This window comes from Pseudoalteromonas sp. Z1A6, from assembly GCF_011378745.1.
GTDB lineage: Bacteria > Pseudomonadota > Gammaproteobacteria > Enterobacterales > Alteromonadaceae > Pseudoalteromonas > Pseudoalteromonas arctica.
Genome location: NZ_WTKW01000001.1, coordinates 1 through 20,932 on the forward strand (window position 1 = coordinate 1; position 20,932 = coordinate 20,932).

Sequence of the window (20,932 nt, forward strand, 5' to 3'; positions counted from 1 at the left end):
ACCCGCTAAGTTGCGGGTTTTTTGTTACCTATTTATAAAGGCTTTTAAAACTTCTTAGTTAAGCAGTTATTTAAATAAGCGATTTAAACCATTTAATGCCGCAACACGGTAGGCTTCAGCCATGGTTGGGTAGTTAAATGTGGTATTTACAAAGTAGTCGATATTATTGCCACCATTTTTTTGCTCCATAATGGCTTGGCCAATGTGAACAATTTCAGAGGCACGTTCGCCAAAACAATGTACGCCAAGTACTTCTTTGGTTTCAGTGTGGAATAATATTTTTAAACTACCTACTTCAGTACCAGCAATTTGCGCGCGAGCCAAATGCTTAAACTGTGCACGGCCAACTTCATACGGTACTTTAGCGGCTGTAAGTTCTTGCTCTGTTTTACCGACTGAGCTCATTTCTGGAATGGTATAAATACCAGCTGGAATATCAACAATCAGGCGGTCGTCACAGTTACCACACGCAATTGCATCAGCAGCTATGCGACCTTGGTCAAACGCAGCACTTGCAAGGCTTGGATAGCCAATTACATCACCAACAGCGTAAACGTTATCAATTTCTGTTTGATATGTTTCGTTAACTTTTAATTGGCCACGGCTATCGGCTTTTAAACCAATGGCTTCAAGGTTTAATGTATCAGTGTTACCAGTACGGCCATTAGCAAATAAAATACAGTCAGCTTTTACGCGTTTGCCTGATTTTAAATGCATAATAACGCAGTCGTCACGGGTCTCTATTCGGTCAAACTCTTCGTTATGACGAATAACAATACCGCTGTTCCAAAAGTGATAGCTAAGCGCGTCAGATATTTCAGCATCCATAAAAGCAAGTAATCGGTCGCGTGTATTAACTAAATCAACTTTAGCGCCTAAACCTTTAAATATAGAAGCGTACTCACAACCAATTACACCAGCGCCGTATATAAGTACGCGGTGAGGGTCGTGTTTAAGACCTAAAATAGTGTCGCTCTCATAAATACGAGAATGCGTAAAATCGACTTCAGGTGGGCGATAAGGGCGTGAGCCGGTTGCTATAACAATCGTTTTAGCAGTCAGTCGCTCAGTTGAACCATCATTTCTTTTTACTTCAATTGTGTGCTTATCTACAAAGCTCGCATCACCTTGAAACATATGAATGCGGTTACGATCGTAAAAGCTACTACGTAAATTAGATTGCTTAGAAATAACAGAACTTGCGTGACGTAAAATATCAGGAAATGTTAAGCGGCTAGGGCGCTCACCAACATTAAATAACGGATTTGCTTTGTATTCAATATAGCGGCTAACAGAGTGGCGAAGCGCTTTTGAAGGAATTGTTCCCCAATGCACACAACCGCCACCAACTGATTCTTGGCGTTCAATAACCGCTACTTTTTTGTCATTTTTTGAAAGGTTCATGGCGGTACCTTCACCGCCAGGACCCGTGCCAATAATTATTGCATCATATTGGTATGTCACGGGTACTTTTTTTTGTTCTGGTTGTTTGGCCACAGCCACTCCTAAATTAATTAAAAGAGGCTTTTAATAACCTCGCATTAAGTGCTAGCCATGCCTGTTTTTGATTTTCCCAGGCGGCTTCCAACTCATGGTATTGTGCCATTAATGCTGAGCGTTCACACTGCTTTGCCATGTTATTTTTTTTAACTTCTAACACTTGTTTTTGTAGTGAACAATAATTTTGCAGTTTTTTCAGCAGTAAATCGTACTCTTGTTGTAATAATGTAATCTTATCTTGTGCTAAAGGCAATTTTGCAAGACGCGTTTGCGTTTTGCTCATTAGCGTTTCGGCCTTTGCTTTTTCGATACGTTCAACTGGCGTACGCTTTAATTTATTAGCTAAACCAACAGCTGCTAAAGAGCGGATCATCCATTTTGTTGGATCGTAATGAAACCATTTAATACCGTTACGGTAGTCGCTTGCAAAAATATGGTGGAAGTTGTGATACCCCTCACCGTATGTAAATAACGCTAAAAAGCCGTTATCGCGTGCCGTATTTTTTTCGGTATATGGGCGAGAGCCCCAAATATGTGCAACCGAATTTATAAAAAAGGTAAAGTGTTGGCTTAGTACTAAGCGTAGTAAACCTGCAAGAATTAACATACCCCACACATCACCAACTAATAAACCAAGTGCAAGAGGCAAACCTACGTTCATAGCAATAGCTAGTTTTAAGTAGTGCTTATGTTGCCACATAACGACTTTATTTCGTTGTAAATCACGACAATTACTATAGTCGTTGTAGCTATCGCCTTGGTAGTCACGTAACATCCAGCCGATATGGCTATACCAAAAACCATTGGTAGCCGCGTAAGGGTCTTTTATTGGGTCGTCAACTTGACCGTGATGTATACGGTGATCGCTACTCCAATGCAAAGCACTGTTTTGTAGTGCAAAAGCACCGCCAAGCGCAAAAATAAATTCAACAGCAGGGTGTGCGTTATAGGTTTTATGTGCCCATAATCGATGGTAGCCAGCAGTAATTGATAAGCCTGCATAAAACATGCAGCCAACAAAAGCAATCCAATGCGCGCTGGTAAATCCGTAGCTAATGGCGTACCAAGGTACAAGTGTGGCAGCCGCCAAAAAGGTTAGGCTAAAAAATAGGACGTTTGTCCAAATAATCGGTGGTTTATTCATAATTCTCAATCTCAGCGTACAACTGTAAGCTAAAATAGTATTTCAAACTCTCGTCGTCAAGTATTAGACTGTACAATTGAGCTAATATCACTAAATATTCATATAAAATAATTCAGGGAGCTGTTGATGTCGGGTGTTAGAGCGCAACAGAAACAAAAAACACGACAGGCGTTAATTCAAGCGGCATTTAATCAGCTGAGTGCTGATCATAGTTTTTCGAATTTAAGTTTACGCGAAGTAGCACGAGAAGCCGGTATTGCCCCAACGTCTTTTTATCGTCATTTTAAAGACATGGATGAGCTAGGTTTAACCATGGTAGACGAAGCCGGTTTAACCCTTCGCCAACTAATGCGTCAAGCACGCAGACGAATAGCAAACGATGGCGGCAGTGTTATAAATACCTCAGTGGTTACGTTTATGGAGTTTATTGATAACTCAAGTAACCAATTTAGATTATTGCTGCGAGAACGCTCTGGGACTTCTAAAGCATTTAGAGCCGCAGTAGCGCGCGAGGTAAAACATTTTATTTTAGAGCTGGCTCATTATTTAGAAAGTGAAACTAAATGTAACGCTATGCATGCCTATATTCAGGCTGAATCTATGGTAACGCTCGTATTTAATGCCGGTGCAGAAGCGCTCGATATAGAAGGATTGCAACGCGACGAATTGATTGAGCGCGTTATTTGGCAGCTGCGTTATATTACTCGTGGAGCCGGGCATTACGTAAGAGAAAACACTGAATAAAGTTAGCAAATTTAAAAATTTATTGTAGATTTTTTGTGCCTATTTCTTTATATTAACGCACTATAATAACGGTAACCCTTTTAGCCGTAACTAAATAATAAACGTAACTAAATAATAAATAAGTCTCTTATTAAGAGAAAGCGAGGATGCAAATGCTCACCAAGGATCCGGTGAACTTAAATTACCCCCCACTATTTGAACAACCACATAATGAGCCTGAAAATTCAGAGCCTGTGGTTACATTCTCTTATTTAAGTCGTGCTCAGCTTTGCAAACTTCCTAAAGTGTTGCAAAGGCAACTGCAAGACAACCTGTTTGGTGCGCTAGATAAACACCAAGCTGCGCGATTACGCGACGACACTCGGTGCCAATATTGGGCTAAAGACAAAGAGTGGAAAAAAGTACCATATTCTCTGTTTAAGCAAGCTAATACACGTTTAGCTGTTTACCCAAAACAAACTCAAGCACCAACAAAGTACTCGGGCGCGGTTAATAATGGTTCAGTTACATCATCGCAAACAGCGTTGCAAAACAATACTTTTATAAATAACACAGTAATGACGCCAAGCACTTCTGCATTTATAAACAGCCAATCAGCTGCGCAAAATAGTCCGCAATTTATAAATCAGCAAAGTTATAATCAAAAACCTAAAAAAGCGGTGCAACCTATACAACAACATGCGCCCGCTGTACGCATTTATAAGCCAGAGCTAAACAGCACAATGCTACTAAAAGCGTCTCACACTGTTAGGCAAAATTTTACAACCCACGTACTTAGCGCCGCTGAAACCGTAGAGCAATTAGCACAGCAATATACCGGCTATAAAAATGCCAATTTAATTTACGATTACAACCTAGGTTATAGCGAGCGCAAACCTGCTAAAGCAGGCACAAGCTTAACAGTACCCAGTGGTTGGAAACTCAATATAGAAGGCTCATGCAGTAACAGCCGCAGTGTAGTTATTCAGTGGCAAGGGCCAACAAGTGGTCAAATAACACTACAACTAGAAAAAAAACGCCCCGACGAGGTCTCGTTTTGGCAGCACTACGCTGAGGTAAAACCGGGCCTTTATAATGTTACGGTAACGGCCAGTGGCGCAACCGACACCACCACATTTACTGTTGAACAACCCACTTTAGCCTACGAAATAGAACTACTCGATGAAGCTGGCGAGCCACAAGCTAATATGGGCTACAAAATACGCTTACGCAACGGCCACATTATTACCGGGCAGCTAGATAAAAACGGTTATGCCAACGTATCAGGCCCCGACTTTGAAAACGCTAAAGTCAGCTTTTTTGAACTCGACAGCGAAGATTGGTCTGTAGGCAAAGTTTAAGGATATACAATGACCCAACAACACACCGTAGCCCAAGGTGAAACGCTATTGCGCATAGCAAAGCAATACGGCTACCAAACATCTAAAGCGCTTTACAACCACCCAAGCAACGCAGAGTTTAAAGCTCTACGCCCCGATCCTAATTTAATTTACCCGGGCGATAAAATCACGATTCCACCAAAAAAAGAAAAGTTTATACCGCTGCGCACCAACAGCATTAACAGCTTTGTTGTACAAAACGAAAAAGAGTATTTTCGTCTGCAAGTATCGTACGACGACGGTGATGACGTAGCCGGTAAACGCGTAGTACTCAACATTGGTAGCCAAACAATAGATACCGTATTGCAAAGTGATGGGCTTATCGAAGTAGAGCTTAATAGTAACGACGCCCTAACCGGCACAGTCGATTTATACCTAAATGAAGGCGAAACCACACCAACTAAAAGCTTTGCGGTACAAGTAGGCAATCTAGATCCAATCGACACGCTTTCAGGTGTACAAGGCCGGTGCAATATGCTGGGTTTTGATTGTGGTACGGTTGATGGTGTTATGGGTCAAAAAACTCGTATTGGTGTAAAGGAATTTCAGTACGAGCACGGCCTCGACATAGACGGCATACCAGGCCCTAAAACCAAAGCAAAACTACAACAAGTATTTGGGAGTTAGTATGAGTGCCCCGCACAGTATGGCAATGGTAGTAAATAACATAAACCCGTTAATTATGGTTAAGCCCGCTTTTGTGTTTATGTATCAGGTTGACCCAAATACGCCAAAGTATGACAAAGAGCAGCTTATACTTATAAATAAACAACATAGCTGGCAACAAGTACAATCTATAGCCAGTGTAAGGCTTGATTCTACATGGGTAAAAATAAAATTTACTAATATCCCCCAAAGCGGCAGCTTTGATTTAATGCAAGACCCAAATGATGACCAGCCAGCTTATTATATTTTCGACAATGTCCCATTCAGTGAGCTTTACAAGCAAACGCCAGAAACCGTTTTAATGGCAGAAATAGTAGAAGAGTAAGTACGAGTACTTTATTTTAATAACACAAGTTTTAATGAATGCACTTATTTATATTACCTCGTAAATAAGTGCATGTAGTAAAAGGATAATTTTAATGACGTTTTTAAAAAATCACAGCATGCTTTGCGCCCTCAGCGTTTGTTTTAGCTTAATGCTAAGCGGTTGCTCAGAGCCCTCATCGCAAAGTTCACCACAAGTAGGGGTTGATGTTGCTAAATACCCATGGGCTAAAGAGCACAAAAACCACCCAGAGTGGCCACTAGAAATTCGCGAAGAGGTATATGGCGATGCGGATACATTTTCAACCCCGCGGTTAATGTTTTGGAATAAATACAAAGGTAGTGAAGTACGCACGCTGTGGTCATCACGGTTAGATGGCTCAGACAGGCGACGCATAATTCCAGAAGAGGTATTTATAGGGTTCAGACCGGTTGGGCTTCATAAGGCAGCTCGCTCACCAGATAACCGTTATATCGCTATTTCGGGTTATATAAATGATAGAGCAACTCGTCAGCTTTACGACACCAAAGAGAAAAAACTAATCACTATGTCAGCTGGAGGAGGACACCCTTCATTTAATTGGACTTCAGATAGCGATAATGTGATTTTTTATGCAGATGGTAAACATTACAATTACAACGTATCTACAGCCACACTTACACAACGCAAAATAATTTATTCAGATGAGCTGTTTTTACTCCCGGGCGATAAAGAGTTTTTAGCCATAAAGCACGATGGCTTTTGGATACATAAGTTTAATGGTGAAATAGTACGCAAAGTTAATTTTGGTTTTCCACGTCAATGGGAGATGAAAAACCATCGTATTTCACCGGATGGTAAGTACTTAGCGTTTATGACCCATGGCAGAGAAAATTTTCATTTTCATTGGGTGAATATCGCTAATCCTGAAATAGAGCATTCAGAGAAAGGTATGGGCAGTAATGTAATTTTTTCACTTGATAAAGATGTTACCTTCAAATTTGGTTATAACGATTTCAAAGAGCCAACTAGTCGGGATGAAGTGCCTGACATATACAGTATTATTACTAAAACGAACATTTTAACAGGTGAAAAAAAAATCACACGCGTAAAGGAAATGGGTCTTTGGGGTCTTGATACATTAGTTCCAATAGCAATTACAAACGTAGCAGCACAAGGACGATAATAATGCATGACATCAGCAAAGGAAGTGCCAGCCCCGTAGTTTATCTACTCACAGGGTATTTTGAAAAGGACTTACCGGTAAGTAAATTAACGCCGTTACTAAACCGTGTTGTAGTGGCGGAAGATCCAGAAAGCGCGAGTTATAATGTAAAGAAACCTGTGGTGTTAAAAACCAACGCTGCAGGTATTATTTCGACCTTAGATAATGAAACCTTAGCGACGCGTCAGCCCTTTCATGCACATAAGAGTCGGCCGATTATTATTCCTCCATTGGAGTCAGTTAGCCTGTTAGCAGTAAATAACCCTTCTGGCTGGGCAGAAAACTTTATAAGTTACTTAAGCGATTACCGCAAAGTTGAAAGCTCGGGCTCTGCTCAAGAAACGGATAAGGCTTCACCGCCACCATTACCTATTTTAACTCTGCAAACTGTGCCAGTTAGTAATTTAAAAGCACCAATAACAACCTCTAAAAACGGAGCCGTGCTTAGTAAGCGTGATCAAGATTACAACGATTGGTATGCAAGTGAGATTACTGAAAAAAACGTTAAAAAAATTAATGCCTATATATTGGCTAAAACACGGGCAGTAATATTAAGCATTAATTCAAATATACCACTTTCTTCCTCTGATAATATTATTTTGTCGTCGCCAGTGGGCAAAGATATACCTGCTACTTTCGATCCTGAAACAAATTTGGCGGTCATATCTGGCACTAATAGAAAGCTGCCTAACGGCTTATATCGTATTAAAATTAAACTTGATGGTGTTAAATATATTGCCCAAAGGCCGCAATGGTGCTCTAAATCGCTTATTCGAGAAGGAGCCAATTATTACTACGAACTTGCCGAAATGATCCGCTTTGATATAAAAAATGAGGCAGGTGAGTTTGATGTAATTAATTGCGACCCGTTTTCGGTTGAAGAGGCAATGATAAAGCAATTTCCTCGCTTTTATAGCCACTTAATAAGTTATGCAAAAGATTTAAAAACAGAGCATGCTACCTATGACCCTAAAAATATTAGTGTTAAAGATGAAAACGGTAAAGAAATTGGTCGCGCCAAAGTTAGCGATGAACCAATAAAAATAGCCAGCGGCTTTGAGATCTTTTGCCATGGCTGGGCGGTGGCTAAAGGCCGTGCCCAATTAGCCGCAGGGTTAATAAACACCGATATAACCGCCAGCGCGAGTAATGGTAATTTTACCACTAATGGTAAATTTGTTTTAGGGAGTAAAGTAGCGAAAGCCTTACATGATCATTTAAGAGCGAATGCTGATACAACCGTTCAAGCAACGCTAGATGCCGTGTTTGCTATGCAAGATGGGCAGGATGCTTGGAAAAAACTACGTGAAGCTCGCGCAGCCTTTACAACCGATGCTTGGCGGCAAGCACTTGCAGAAAATTTGTGGCGCTTACCAGCTAACACACCAGCAGCAATGGAAAGCTATAATAAAAGTTTAGGTAAAAAGCTTGGCATTCCTAAGGTAGCAATGGATGCAGCTGGTAATGCACTCAATATAGCTGACTTAACCACAAATATTGCAGCACTTGGGCAAACTACGTTGCAGCAATTTGGTACAAATATCCCTAATTTAGCGCAAGCTAAACGGCACTATAAAACGGTTGCTAACGATTATTTTGAGCATTTAAGCGCCAAAGAAATTGTAAAAGATGTCGTAATTGAAGGAACGTTTTCGCTTAATAGCGAGCAAGTAACCGATGATTACCGCAATACTATTTTGCAGCAAAGCGAGGCCGTTATAAAAGCGCTTAAGCAAAATGAGAACCTTAAAGTAACTGTGGCAGGCCACACCTGCGATATAGGTAATTACGATTATAATATTGCGTTATCTGAGCGACGAGCAGAGGCTGTTAAGGACATTTTAGTGACCCAAGCAGGCATTGATGAAGCGCGTATTGAAGTGCTTGGGCTGGGTTATGCTCAACCACTTATAAATAATAAAGATGAGGCAAGCCGAGCACAAAACCGCCGTGTACATATTGCCGCATATGCTATTAGCCAAATAAATGTTTGCCCGTCTCGTGAAGGTATGGACAGTTTAGAGCGCTTTCGTAATTTAACCGTAGCCAATGATATAAAAGTAGATGAAACCAGCGACGATATGGCGTGGCAAATGATTAACATTGCTCTGGGTGTTATGGCATTTATCCCGGCAACAGCTCCCATTGCTGCTGCGGTGGCTGTAATTAAATCGCTTGATGTTATCGCTACGTCGGCTGCGAATTTAATGGATGAAGTACTCATCGATAACGCCTGTAAACATTATTATGCAGAAATTCAGCGAGATAAACGCCTAGGCCAAGAGTGCGCAGCTAACCAAGGTATGATGCATGAGCTATTAAGTGAATATAATAAAGACGGAAAAACGCAACAAAGCACACAATGGGCAGCCCAATTTAGGTTGCGCTCAGAGGCAATATCGGGCCTTATGGGATTACTGTTGAGGGCTCAGCGTGAAGGTGATAAAAGCCAGTATTATTCAAATTTAGAACGCTATAAAGTAAAACAATACATAGAAAACTTTTTATTAGGTGATAGCTGGGCACTGCCTAATTTGCCCGGTGCATCAATTAGGATGGATACGTTTTGGGTGTTTTTAATTGATAGCATTACCAATCAAAAGCAAAGTAAAAATGGTGATAAAAAAGCACTTTACGGCTTTAGTGACAACTACAGCTTGCTAGATAAAGCGGCACGTAAAGCCGCAGTTACAGATCCTGAAAACACGCTTTATTTGCAATCGCAATCTAATCCGTATGGTTTTTATATGATGACGGTGCCGACAGTAGCGCGTGAGCATAATTATATTACGGCTGAATTTCAAAATTACTTCCCCATTCACACATTTGCCACGCAAGAAAAAGAAGGCAGTAAATACCTCGAAAGCTTTGCAAACACATTTGAACCGGTATTTTCTGAATATGGTGAGGCAAGTTATCATCACAGCGCTATATATTATCAAGACCAGACTTCAAAAAAATGGTTGCCAATTATTGCCAATAAACTAAAGCGGCTAACGCCATTCACCCCGATTCGTGTTCTCGTGGTGTTTAACGACACCATGACCGGTATTGCACCTATTACGTTTGAAGTAACGCGCTGTGATGGCGTAATAAATAACGAACTTGCTTATAAAGAGCTTGTAAGGCCGCTTGTAGAGTCTGAGCTATTAGAGAATGAAAAGCACTTTGCCGGAAAGTTTGGTTGTGTATTTACACCGTTTTTTCAATTAGGGCCAAAAACGTATTTAGGTACCAAGCCTATGGTGCACGAAGAAGCCTTTTACTCGATTATAAACGACTCTGCACTTGAATATTATCAAGATGACAATTTTTCTGATATGCGTTATTACATTGGTGCACAAGTTGGTAGTAGCAGTAATGTTGTATTGCCACTAATGGGGGAGCGTAAAGATAATAGTGATGAGATGATTTTTGAGTCTGACACTGCGGAGGTCCTCTATGCCTTAGGCTTAAAAAATAAGTTTGTGGCGAATGAGTTTTATGTTGATTTAAATACAAAGCGTAATGGTGGTAATGAAGAGTCACTATTAATAAAAGATTTTTTAACGAGTAGTAGCTCAAGCTTTGTATATCCAGAGCTTTTTGCTGGGGGAAAAAGCATTAGAATTTTGGTGCGCTTTGGTGGTGAGGGTAAACCTTATTTAATAACCAGTAAAATACAAAGGCAAGGGCAAGTTGTTCGTTTGTTTAAGAGTGAATTTGCTGCCGCACAAAGTTTAGGGTTTAAAGTACGCCAGTTTGGCGATGACATAATATTTGATGACTTTGATTGGAATACCCAAGTCGATATTATGGTTGTAGCGACCTGTACAGAGCTAGAGTCTGATAATTATACAAAAAAACTCATTGGTTTAGATTGGCGTAGTGTGCCATGTGATTTAATACTGCAGCAAACTATTGGTATTAATGATATAGGCCCGAAGTATCAGTCAAAACTTTGCTATTTAGGCAAGGCTACACGTAATGCAAATAAAGGTTATAAAACAGAACGTATTTTAAATAAAATGGTGGACACGTGGCATGACGATGACTATCAATTCGAGGATAAGTGGTATGACAACCAGTGCCAAATTGATGAGCAGGTAGGCCCAGAGTATGAAGAGTTAATTGAATTATTGAATAACGCAGGCCCTTATAACGAAAAAGGTAAACAGGGTCGAGCGCTGCTTAATTGGCATAACAAAGACGCTAAAGCATTTGCCGGTGAAGAGCAGGTTTTTGTTTTTGCTGCAAATTTTAGTTTGAAATATGACTCACCTAAGCGTGTTAAAGTAAACGGCTTAAGGCCTTTTGGAGACATATTTACAAGCCAATTTGGTGATATATTTACTGACAAAGAAGACAGGCAATATACGATGGAGCTAGGTATTGCTAGCTTTAACTCGGCGGGAAATTCGGGCTTTAATTTTAATGATATCGGTTCGATGACCGATAAAATTAGCAACCATGGCTTGCAGTTAAAGTTACCACTACCGAACCCTACAAATAGCAATTTGCCTTGGGGTAAAACACTACCAGAGGCTGATTTAGAAGAATTAGCCGCTGAGCTAAATAGCGATCATTCAACCCCATCACAAAAAGACCTATATAAGCGCTTGTCAGAGGAAGGGTTGACTGAAGATGAAGTGAAACAGTGGTTTGTTGAAGATGCTACAAAGAGGAAAGTAAGGCCGCTAGGAGCTTTTAAAAGCGAATAAATTTATTCGTAATTTAAGTAGTTACTACCAACATAACTGAGCGCAACAGCGCAATTATAGTAAGAATAAAAAGCTCATGAATATGAGCTTTTTATTCATTAGGGTATGGACATAGTGTGCAGAACTGCTCAGTACTTTAACTGCTTAAAAGGACTTTAATAATGACGGTTTTAAAAAATCACAGCATGCTTTGCGCCCTCAGCGTTTGTTTTAGCTTATTGCTAAGCGGTTGCTCAGAGCCCTCATCGCAAAGCTCAACAAACACAACCGCCGTTGATGTTGCTAAATACCCATGGGCTAAAGAGCACAAAAACCACCCAGAATGGCCACTAGAAATACGCGAAGAGGTGTATGGCGATGCAGATACATTTTCAACCCCACGTTTAATGTTCTGGAATAAATACAAAGGCAGTGAGGTGCGCACACTGTGGTCATCACGGTTAGATGGCTCAGACCGGCGCCGTATCATTCCAGAAGAGGTATTTCAAAAGCTTGAATCTATTAGTATACATGCACCAGCACGCTCACCAGGTAACCGTTATATTGCTATTTCGGGCTATATAAATGACCGAGCAACTCGCCAGTTATACGACACCAAAGATAAAAAACTCATTACCATGTCAGGTGGTGGTGGTTACCCATGGTTTAACTGGACCGAAGACAGTGAAAACGTCATTTTTTACTCAGATGGCAAACACTTTAATTACCATGTACCAACAGGGGAGCTAACCCCTCGACCTCAAATTCACCACAGCGGCGCTGCTTTTTTACTTCCGGGTGATAAAGAGTTTTTAGCCATAAAGCACGATGGCTTTTGGATACATAAGTTTAATGGTGAAGTGGTTCGCAAAGTTAATTTTGGTTTTCCACGCAAATGGGAGATGAAAAACCACCGTATCTCACCGGATGGAAAATATTTAGCGTTTATGACTCATATTAGACCAAAAGCGCATTTTCATTGGGTGAATATTGCCAATCCGGAAATAGAGCACTCAGAAATAGGGGAAGGTAATAGCGTGATTTTCTCTTTGGATGAAAATGTCACTCTAAAATTTGGTTATAACGATTTTAAAGAGCCAACTAGTCGAGATGAAATACCTGACATATACAGTATTATTACTAAAACGAACATTTTAACAGGCGAACAAAAAATCACACGCGTAAAGGAAATGGGTATTTGGGGTCTTGATACTTTAGGTCCAATAGCGATTACAAATGTAGCAGCGCAGGGGTTGTAACCATACATGCCTTTCTCTAAATAAAAGCCAAAAAGGATTTTAATAATGACGGTTTTAAAAAATCACAGCATGCTTTGCGCCCTCAGCGTTTGTTTTAGCTTATTGCTGAGCAGTTGCTCAGAGCCCTCATCTCAAAGCTCACCACAAGTAGAGGTTGATGTTGCTAAACACCCATGGGCTAAAGAGCACAAAAACCATCCAGAGTGGCCACTAGAAATACGCGAAGAGGTGTATGGCGATGCGGATACATTTTCAACCCCGCGGTTAATGTTCTGGAATAAATACAAATACAGTGAAGTACGCACGCTGTGGTCATCACGGTTAGATGGCTCAGACAGGCGCCGTATTATACCTGAAGAAATTTTTACCCAAATGGAGCCTGCGGGATTGCATCCACCAGCACGCTCACCAGATAACCGTTATATCGCTATTTCGGGTTATATAAATGACCGAGCGACTCGCCAGTTATACGACACCAAAGAGAAAAAGCTAATTACCATGTCAGGCGGGGGTGGCTACCCTTGGTTTAACTGGACCTCAGACAGTGAAAACGTCATTTTTTACTCAGATGGCAAACACTTTAATTACCATGTACCAACAGGGGAACTCACCTCTCGACCGCAAATTCATCATAGCGGCGCTGCTTTTTTACTGCCTGGTGATAAAGAGTTTTTAGCGATAAAGCACAATGGCTTTTGGATACATAAGTTTAATGGTGAAATAGTACGCAAAGTTAATTTTGATTTTCCACGTAAGTGGGAGATGAGAAATCACCGTATTTCACCAGGCGGCAAATATCTAGCATTTATGACGCATGGTAGAGAAGATTTTCACTTCCACTGGGTGAATATTGCAAACCCTGAAATAGAGCACTCAGAAAAAGGGGAGGGAAATGGTGTTATTTTCTCTCCAGAAGAAGATTACCTATTAGAGTATGCAATAAAACATTCAAAAGAGCGTGATGAAAAAGGTTTCTATCTTTCAGAGCGCGTCATAAAAACAAAAAACATTGTGACAGGTAAGCAGTTAGAGAAGTTAATAAAAGAAAAATATATATGGGGTATGAGATCTTTAACTCCTATCGCTATTACAAACTTAGTAGCTCAAGAAAGGTAGTATTGATTATGCACGATATTAGCAAAGGATCTGCAAGCCCAGTAGTTTACTTATTAACAGGATACTTTGAACAGAATGAATCGATTATATCGATATGAAAGTAGGTTCAATGTAACTCAAATCACTTTGACTATTTTGTCGATAAAGTGAGTAATGGCACTTTTTAATTATTAAACATGGGATTACTTTATAAGCCCAGATAAAAATAATAAAACTTATCTAATCGGGGATCACTTTAAAGCCGATTTGATTATGGTGACAAGAAGCGTGTTTTGTATTTTTAATCTTTTTATTTAAGGTTTATTGGTTTTTATTTTCTTTGTGGTTGTGTTTTAAAGGTGTTTTGTGGAATTTTTATGCTTGCTTCCGTCGCTTTGTAATGTTAAAAATGGGTTTCGCTGAACACACACACAAGAAAACAAGATGCATATTATTCGTTTAATTACACTAAAACTTAACCTCTTACTGCTATGGCAAGTAAGCGGGGATTAGTGTGTTTGCATCGAGTTGAACACTAAAAACCCCGCAATTGCGGGGTTTTTTTTATCTCGCGGCTGGGATTAATTGAAATTTGGGTAACATAGGAATGAGGGGCAGTTATGCAAGAGCAAGATAAAGTATGGATTTTTGATACCACCTTACGTGATGGCGAACAGGCGCTTAAAGCAAGCCTTACTGAAGATGATAAAATTCAATTAGCACATACAATTAGCCGCTTGAATGTGGATGTGATGGAAGTGGGTTTTCCGGTTTCGAGCCCTGCTGATTTTCGCTCGGTGCAACGTATTGCAACCGAAGTAAAAGGCCCGATTATTTGTGGTTTAGCACGCTCAGTTGCTAAAGACATTGAAGCCTGTGGCGAAGCACTTCGCACAGCTCAGCAAAGCCGTATTCATACTTTTATTGCTACAAGCCCTTTGCACCTTGAACATAAATTACGTATGAGCCTAGACGATGCAACAGCAATGGCCGTTAAATCAATTAAATTGGCACGTAACTACACTGATGATGTTGAATTTTCGTGTGAAGATGCTGGTCGTACGCCGCATTGGGATTTATGTAAAATTGTTGAGCAGGCAATTAATGCCGGAGCTTCAACTATTAACTTGCCAGATACCGTTGGTTTTGTAACGCCAGACGAATACGCCGCGATGATCCGCCATTTAATGAATAACGTGCCAAATATTGATAAAGCGCGTTTAAGTGTGCATTGCCACAACGATTTAGGTTTAGCAGTAGCAAACTCGGTGGCTGCAGTGCAAGCAGGCGCACGCCAAATTGAGTGTACTATTAATGGCATTGGTGAGCGTGCTGGTAACTGCTCGCTTGAAGAAGTGGCGATGATCATGAAAATGCGCCACGACCACTTAAAAGTATACACCGATATTAAAAGTGAAGAAATTTACCGCGCATCTCGTCAAGTGGCTAAAATTTGTAATATGCCAGTACAACCAAATAAAGCAATTGTTGGCGAAAACGCATTTGCACATAGTTCTGGCATTCACCAAGACGGTGTATTAAAAGCGCAAAATACTTATGAGATTATGTCGCCAGAAAGCGTTGGTGTGCCAAGTAACCAATTAAATATGACTTCGCGTTCGGGTCGCCATGTTATTGAGCATCGCCTAGAAGAATTAGGCTATCAAAAATCTGATTACGATATGGATGGCTTATATAAAAGCTTTATCGAGTTGGCTGACCAAAAAGGCACCGTATACGATTACGACCTTGAGGCGATGATTTACTTTAATCAAATTAACGACAAAGACGAAAAATACCAATTAGAATTTGTTAACTCAGCCTCTAACTCGCAATCGGTAGCAAGCTCTACTATTGGAATGCGCATTGATGGCGAAGCTAAACAAGAAGCCGCGACAGGTAATGGCCCAGTTGAAGCTTCGTTTGCAGCCATTGAGCGCTTAACCGGTATGAGCGTTGAAATGATTGAATATAACTTAGAAGCGACAGGCCAAGGTGCAAGCTCATTAGGCCAAGTAAATATTATAGCTAAATACGATGGCCGACCTTACCACGGTGCGGGCATTGCAGCGGATGTGGTTGAAGCGTCGGTACGCGCCATGATCCGTGTTTATAACTTAATTTATCGTGCACAAAAAGTGTCTGATTTAAAACAACAAAGGAAAGCAGGATGAGTAAAACAAACTACAGCGTTGCGGTATTAGCTGGCGACGGTATTGGTCCAGAAGTAATGGCAGCAGCAGAGCAAGTATTGGATGCTGTGAGCGATAAGTTTGGTTTTACCCTAAACCGTCAGCATCATGCAATTGGCGGTGCAGCAATTGATGAATTTGGTGAAGCATTACCACCAAAAACACTAAGTGCTTGTGAAAACGCCGATGCTATTTTATTTGGTTCGGTAGGCGGTCCTAAATGGGAAAACTTACCACCAAATGAGCAACCTGAGCGCGCATCGTTATTGCCGCTTCGTAAGCACTTTGGTTTGTTTTGTAATTTACGCCCTGCACAGTTATTACCTGCATTAAGTGCAGCGTCGCCACTTCGCGCAGATATTAGCGAAAAAGGCTTTGATATTTTATGTGTGCGTGAGCTTACTGGCGGCATTTATTTTGGCGAAAAAGGCCGCAGTGGTGAAGGCGCAGAAGAGTATGCATTTGATACTCAAACATACTCACGAAAAGAAATTGAACGTATTGCCCGCTTTGCTTTTGAAGCTGCAAAGCTACGTAGTAACCACGTAACGTCGGTTGATAAAGCAAACGTACTTGCATCAAGCGTATTATGGCGCGAAGTAGTAACCGAAGTAAGCAAAGACTACCCAGAAGTAAGCTTAGATTACATTTACGTAGATAACGCCGCTATGCAGTTAGTTAAGCAACCTAGCCAATTTGACGTACTACTTTGCGATAACTTATTTGGCGATATTTTGTCAGATGAGTGCGCCATGATCACAGGCTCAATGGGCTTATTACCTTCGGCAAGCTTGAATCAATCGGGTTTTGGATTGTATGAGCCAGCAGGCGGTTCAGCACCAGATATTGCAGGTAAAGGCGTTGCAAACCCAATAGCACAAATTTTAAGTGCTGCACTTATGCTACGTTACTCGCTAGGGCAAGACGAAGCTGCACGCACCATTGAAAAAGCAGTAGCAGAAGCCGTAGAAGCAGGCGTTGGCACACCAGATATATATCCAAATGCAGGTTACAGCACAAGCGATGTGGCAGCAGCCATCGTTTCACGCATTTAATAACATATTAAAGTTGCAGCACCGTTATGCTGCAACTCAAACAGATTAGGGAATTAGCAAGTGGCCCAAACGTTATACGAAAAAATTTGGCAAGCACATACCGTTGCCAGCATAAACGAGCAAACCGACTTACTTTATATTGACCGCCATTTAGTGCATGAAGTTACATCGCCGCAGGCTTTTGCAGGCTTGCGTGAAAAAAACCGTACTGTACGTTGCCCAGAAAAAACCTTTGCAACGATGGATCATAATGTATCGACTAAAAGCCGATCACTTGATGCAGCAAGCGAAGTATCTAAAAACCAATTAATGGCACTTGATAAAAACTGTAAAGAGTTTGGTATTGTGCTTTACGATTTAAACTCAATTAACCAAGGCATTGTGCATGTAATGGGCCCAGAGCAAGGTATTACTTTGCCAGGCACAACCATTGTATGTGGCGATAGCCATACCTCTACACATGGTGCGTTTGGCGCATTGGCGCATGGTATTGGCACATCTGAAGTTGAACACGTATTAGCAACGCAAACGCTACAGCAAAAAAAGGCTAAATCGTTAAAAATTCAAATTAACGGTGTATTGCGTCCAACGGTTACTGCTAAAGATTTAATTATGGCGGTTATTGGCAAGTTAGGTACCGCTGGTGGCACAGGTTATGTAGCAGAGTTTTGTGGTGAAGGCATTGAAGCGCTTTCAATGGAAGCCCGTATGACGCTATGTAATATGAGCATAGAAATGGGTGCAAAAGCGGGTTTAATTGCATCTGACCAAATTACTTATGATTACTTAAAAGGTCGTCCGTTTGCACCTAAAGGCGCAGATTTTGATGCAGCCGTTGAATATTGGGAAACATTAAAAACAGATGAAGGCGCACACTTTGATTTAGTTGTTGAGCTAAATGCCGACGACATTCAGCCACAAATTACCTGGGGCACAAGCCCAGAGCAAGTAATTGGTGTTGATGAGTGCATACCCGATCCAGACCAAGAACCAGATTTAATTAAAGCCGATGCTATTCGCAGCGCGCTTAAGTACATGGATTTAAAAGCGGGTGATAAATTATCAAGCGCGAAAGTAGACACGGTATTTATTGGCTCATGTACAAATAGCCGTATTGAAGATTTACGCGCGGCTGCAAAAATTGTTGAAGGCAAACATGTGGTAGCCGGCATTGAAGCGTTAATTGTACCGGGCTCTGGCTTAGTTAAAAAACAAGCCGAAGACGAAGGCTTAGCCGATATTTTTAAAGCCGCTGGCTTTGAATGGCGCGAACCAGGTTGTTCTATGTGTTTAGCGATGAACGATGACCGCCTAGGAGCAGGCAAGCGTTGTGCATCTACTTCTAACCGTAATTTTGAAGGTCGCCAAGGTCGTGGCGGGCGTACCCATTTAGTTAGCCCTGCAATGGCCGCAGCTGCTGCAATACATGGTCACTTTGTTGATATTAGAGGAGAAGCCTAATGAGCGTATTTTTTAGTGGCTTAATGGCCCCACTTGATAAAAACAATGTAGATACTGACCAAATTATTCCTAAGCAGTTTTTAACATCAACTAGCCGCGAAGGCTTTGATGCTGCATTGTTTTATGATTGGCGTTACCTAGATAACGACGAGCCAAACCCTGACTTTATTTTAAACCGCCCATGCTACCAAGGCGCGCAAATATTATTAACGCGCGACAACTTTGGTTGTGGCTCATCACGTGAGCATGCTCCTTGGGCGCTTAAGCAATACGGCTTTGAAGTGATTTTAGCTGAAAGCTTTGCAGATATTTTCTTTAATAACTGTGGTAACAACCAAATGTTAGCCATTGCGTTACCTGCCGACACGCTTGAGCAATTGTTTGTACTTAGCGAGCAGCACGACGATATTAACATTGAGATCGACCTTGAAAATCAAACACTAACAAGCAGTAAGTTTGCACCAATTAGTTTTGATATTAGTAAAGAGGTAAAAGAACGTTTGTTAAGTGGTTTAGACTTTATTGGTGTAACCGAAACGCTAAACCCACAAATTGATGCGTTTGAAAAACAACTAGCGACTGAGCGTTCTTGGCAGTAATTGCTTAACCGTGTGTATTAAAAATCACGTATTAAAAAGCACGGCAATTGCCGTGCTTTTTTGTGGGTAAATATGAGATGTAATAGCTAAAGGTTAATGCCTAAAGTCAGCCATTAACGCAGGTATACCGGGTAACATGCCTACAATTGCCATTACAGTGGTAAGTAACACAAACATAATAAGTGGAATCACCCAGCGGCTCATTTTAGTTAGCTCAGCGCTGCGCTCTTTACAGCCAATCAGCCCTAAGTTATCAAGTAACATAGTAAGTGACCAACCAAAAGCAGGATTAACCAAGGTCGAAGCAAACACCACAATAGCGGCGGATTGCGTCGTTTTACCTTCGCGCGTCATTTCCATGCCAGCTTCAAGTAGCGGGATAAACACCCCAACAATAAGCGCTACACACAATACAGGCTGCCAAATTGCTAAATCCATAGGGTAACCCCATAAACCAGCAATAATACAAAATAATGCAGTTAAAATAGCGCCAGCAGGGATAGGGCGTTTAGCAATAGCGGCAGGCACAATATAAGTACCCCAAGAGGAGGCAAAGTTAGCACCACCGGCAAGTGAGCCGAATGTTTGTCTAACTGATGCACTTAGCATGGTGTCGTCGATATTCATTTGTACTTTTTCAGTGCGTTGCGGATAGCTTATTTTTTGAAATACTTGATGGCCTAAAAAATCAGGAGACCACATAGCAACGGCGAGCACTGCAAATGGGAGTACAACAACAAAGCTTTCAAGTGTTGGTAAGCCAAGCATCCAACCTGTGTTTTCGCCCCACCAGTATGCTGGGTTCATATTTGGTAAACCCGGTGCAGTATGAAACTCAAACGGTGCACCTAAAGCAAAGGCAACCACGCCACCAATAAGGCAGCTTAACGGCACCGCTAACCAACGCTTTTTAAAGTGCTCTAAAAGTGCATACAATAAAATGGTGGCTAAAATAACAATAAACGCAATGTGCGCCATATCAATGGCTTCAGCCCAAGCAAACAGCTTTTTAACTTGCGAAATAGTGCCAATAAAGCCTAAATAAATAAGTAGTCCGCCACACACCCCTTTACTGGTGAGGCGCGCGAGCATACTTCCTCCCTTAGTTATGGCCAGAATAAAACCAAAGGCACCAATGAGTAAGCCAAACGCCATAGGATGGCCGCCAGCTGCAACAACAATAGGAATTAACGGAATAAGCGGGCCGTGAGTACCAGCTAAGTTGGCTGTTGGTAAAATAAAGCCTGAAAACAAAATGATAAAAATAGAAACAATCAGTAATTCGTAACGCACATTTTCTAAAACAAACGCATCGCCTAAACCAAGAGGTGCCGCGAAGGTTGCTGCAATAGCGCCCACCATAACCACTTTACCAATAGTACCGGCCATTGCTGGGATGGTGTCTTCAAATTCAAATCGGTAATCTCTAAACGGTAAATTAGGACGCCAACGTTTAGGCTGCATAATTTGTAATTCATGTTCGAGATACTCGTCGCGAGTATTAAACTCTGAACTCGGCTTGTGAAGTTGCTCGTAGCTTTGAGCATCTTTGTGCGTGTTTGATGGTGCATCACCGGGTGGTGTAGTTTGCATGCGTTCTCCTGCAACATTGTTGCTTAATCAAATAAAT

15 protein-coding genes are annotated in these 20,932 nt (G+C 41.2%); 12 read left to right on the forward strand and 3 right to left on the reverse strand.

What is annotated here, in order from left to right; genetic code table 11:
- Window positions 1-66: 66 nt before the first annotated feature.
- Entirely contained in the window at window positions 67-1,497 is a 1,431-nt protein-coding gene (sthA, locus tag GQR46_RS00005; protein ID WP_033040546.1) for a Si-specific NAD(P)(+) transhydrogenase, read from the reverse strand.
- A gap of 13 nt (window positions 1,498-1,510) precedes the next feature.
- A complete protein-coding gene (locus GQR46_RS00010; protein ID WP_024589509.1) occupies window positions 1,511-2,644 on the reverse strand; it encodes a fatty acid desaturase in 1,134 nt (377 codons plus the stop codon).
- 126 nt (window positions 2,645-2,770) lie between these two features.
- Between GQR46_RS00010 and fabR the strand changes: the two genes are divergently transcribed.
- The 12 genes from fabR to leuD all read left to right on the forward strand — a co-directional run bounded on the left by fabR (window position 2,771) and on the right by leuD (window position 19,302).
- Complete coding sequence (gene fabR / locus GQR46_RS00015; protein ID WP_165739195.1) at window positions 2,771-3,388, forward strand: HTH-type transcriptional repressor FabR; 618 nt, start codon at window positions 2,771-2,773, stop codon at window positions 3,386-3,388.
- A 170-nt stretch (window positions 3,389-3,558) separates the two neighbouring features.
- Entirely contained in the window at window positions 3,559-4,728 is a 1,170-nt protein-coding gene (locus tag GQR46_RS00020) for a hypothetical protein (RefSeq protein WP_346766796.1), read from the forward strand.
- A gap of 9 nt (window positions 4,729-4,737) precedes the next feature.
- Window positions 4,738-5,394, forward strand: a complete 657-nt coding sequence (locus GQR46_RS00025) for a peptidoglycan-binding protein (protein ID WP_165739200.1) — start codon at window positions 4,738-4,740, stop codon at window positions 5,392-5,394.
- 1 nt (window position 5,395) lies between these two features.
- Window positions 5,396-5,758, forward strand: a complete 363-nt coding sequence (locus tag GQR46_RS00030; RefSeq protein WP_165739201.1) for a hypothetical protein — start codon at window positions 5,396-5,398, stop codon at window positions 5,756-5,758.
- A 94-nt stretch (window positions 5,759-5,852) separates the two neighbouring features.
- On the forward strand, window positions 5,853-6,923 hold the full coding sequence (locus GQR46_RS00035) for a hypothetical protein (RefSeq protein ID WP_165739203.1): 1,071 nt from the start codon (window positions 5,853-5,855) through the stop codon (window positions 6,921-6,923).
- 2 nt (window positions 6,924-6,925) lie between these two features.
- Entirely contained in the window at window positions 6,926-11,662 is a 4,737-nt protein-coding gene (locus GQR46_RS00040) for an OmpA family protein (RefSeq protein WP_165739205.1), read from the forward strand.
- Between the two features lie 161 nt (window positions 11,663-11,823).
- Window positions 11,824-12,900 (forward strand): hypothetical protein, encoded by a 1,077-nt coding sequence (locus GQR46_RS20625; protein WP_240922876.1) that lies wholly within the window; start codon window positions 11,824-11,826, stop codon window positions 12,898-12,900.
- A gap of 45 nt (window positions 12,901-12,945) precedes the next feature.
- A complete protein-coding gene (locus GQR46_RS00050; RefSeq protein ID WP_165739207.1) occupies window positions 12,946-14,016 on the forward strand; it encodes a hypothetical protein in 1,071 nt (356 codons plus the stop codon).
- Between the two features lie 599 nt (window positions 14,017-14,615).
- Window positions 14,616-16,169: a 2-isopropylmalate synthase gene (gene leuA / locus GQR46_RS00055; protein WP_008171909.1), complete on the forward strand. Its 1,554-nt coding sequence runs from the start codon at window positions 14,616-14,618 to the stop codon at window positions 16,167-16,169.
- Complete coding sequence (gene leuB / locus GQR46_RS00060; RefSeq protein WP_165739209.1) at window positions 16,166-17,242, forward strand: 3-isopropylmalate dehydrogenase; 1,077 nt, start codon at window positions 16,166-16,168, stop codon at window positions 17,240-17,242. Before leuA ends, leuB begins: the two co-directional genes overlap by 4 nt.
- A gap of 60 nt (window positions 17,243-17,302) precedes the next feature.
- Window positions 17,303-18,703, forward strand: coding sequence for a 3-isopropylmalate dehydratase large subunit (gene leuC / locus GQR46_RS00065; protein ID WP_149605755.1), 1,401 nt, complete (start codon window positions 17,303-17,305; stop codon window positions 18,701-18,703).
- Window positions 18,703-19,302, forward strand: coding sequence for a 3-isopropylmalate dehydratase small subunit (gene leuD / locus GQR46_RS00070; protein WP_010555450.1), 600 nt, complete (start codon window positions 18,703-18,705; stop codon window positions 19,300-19,302). Before leuC ends, leuD begins: the two co-directional genes overlap by 1 nt.
- 93 nt (window positions 19,303-19,395) lie before the next feature.
- On the opposite strand, the gene GQR46_RS00075 is transcribed toward leuD, so the two are convergent.
- A complete protein-coding gene (locus tag GQR46_RS00075) occupies window positions 19,396-20,895 on the reverse strand; it encodes a DUF3360 family protein (RefSeq protein WP_165728343.1) in 1,500 nt (499 codons plus the stop codon).
- Window positions 20,896-20,932: the final 37 nt, after the last annotated feature.

Bases quoted from the DNA above. Each gene is read 5' to 3' on its own strand.
- GQR46_RS00010 (WP_024589509.1), bottom strand. From the start codon at position 2,644: ATGAATAAACCACCGATTATTTGGACAAACGTCCTATTTTTTAGCCTA.
- fabR (WP_165739195.1), top strand. From the start codon at position 2,771: ATGTCGGGTGTTAGAGCGCAACAGAAACAAAAAACACGACAGGCGTTA.
- GQR46_RS00025 (WP_165739200.1), top strand. From the start codon at position 4,738: ATGACCCAACAACACACCGTAGCCCAAGGTGAAACGCTATTGCGCATA.
- GQR46_RS00030 (WP_165739201.1), top strand. From the start codon at position 5,396: ATGAGTGCCCCGCACAGTATGGCAATGGTAGTAAATAACATAAACCCG.
- GQR46_RS00035 (WP_165739203.1), top strand. From the start codon at position 5,853: ATGACGTTTTTAAAAAATCACAGCATGCTTTGCGCCCTCAGCGTTTGT.
- GQR46_RS00040 (WP_165739205.1), top strand. From the start codon at position 6,926: ATGCATGACATCAGCAAAGGAAGTGCCAGCCCCGTAGTTTATCTACTC.
- GQR46_RS20625 (WP_240922876.1), top strand. From the start codon at position 11,824: ATGACGGTTTTAAAAAATCACAGCATGCTTTGCGCCCTCAGCGTTTGT.
- GQR46_RS00050 (WP_165739207.1), top strand. From the start codon at position 12,946: ATGACGGTTTTAAAAAATCACAGCATGCTTTGCGCCCTCAGCGTTTGT.
- leuA (WP_008171909.1), top strand. From the start codon at position 14,616: ATGCAAGAGCAAGATAAAGTATGGATTTTTGATACCACCTTACGTGAT.
- leuB (WP_165739209.1), top strand. From the start codon at position 16,166: ATGAGTAAAACAAACTACAGCGTTGCGGTATTAGCTGGCGACGGTATT.
- leuD (WP_010555450.1), top strand. From the start codon at position 18,703: ATGAGCGTATTTTTTAGTGGCTTAATGGCCCCACTTGATAAAAACAAT.
- GQR46_RS00075 (WP_165728343.1), bottom strand. From the start codon at position 20,895: ATGCAAACTACACCACCCGGTGATGCACCATCAAACACGCACAAAGAT.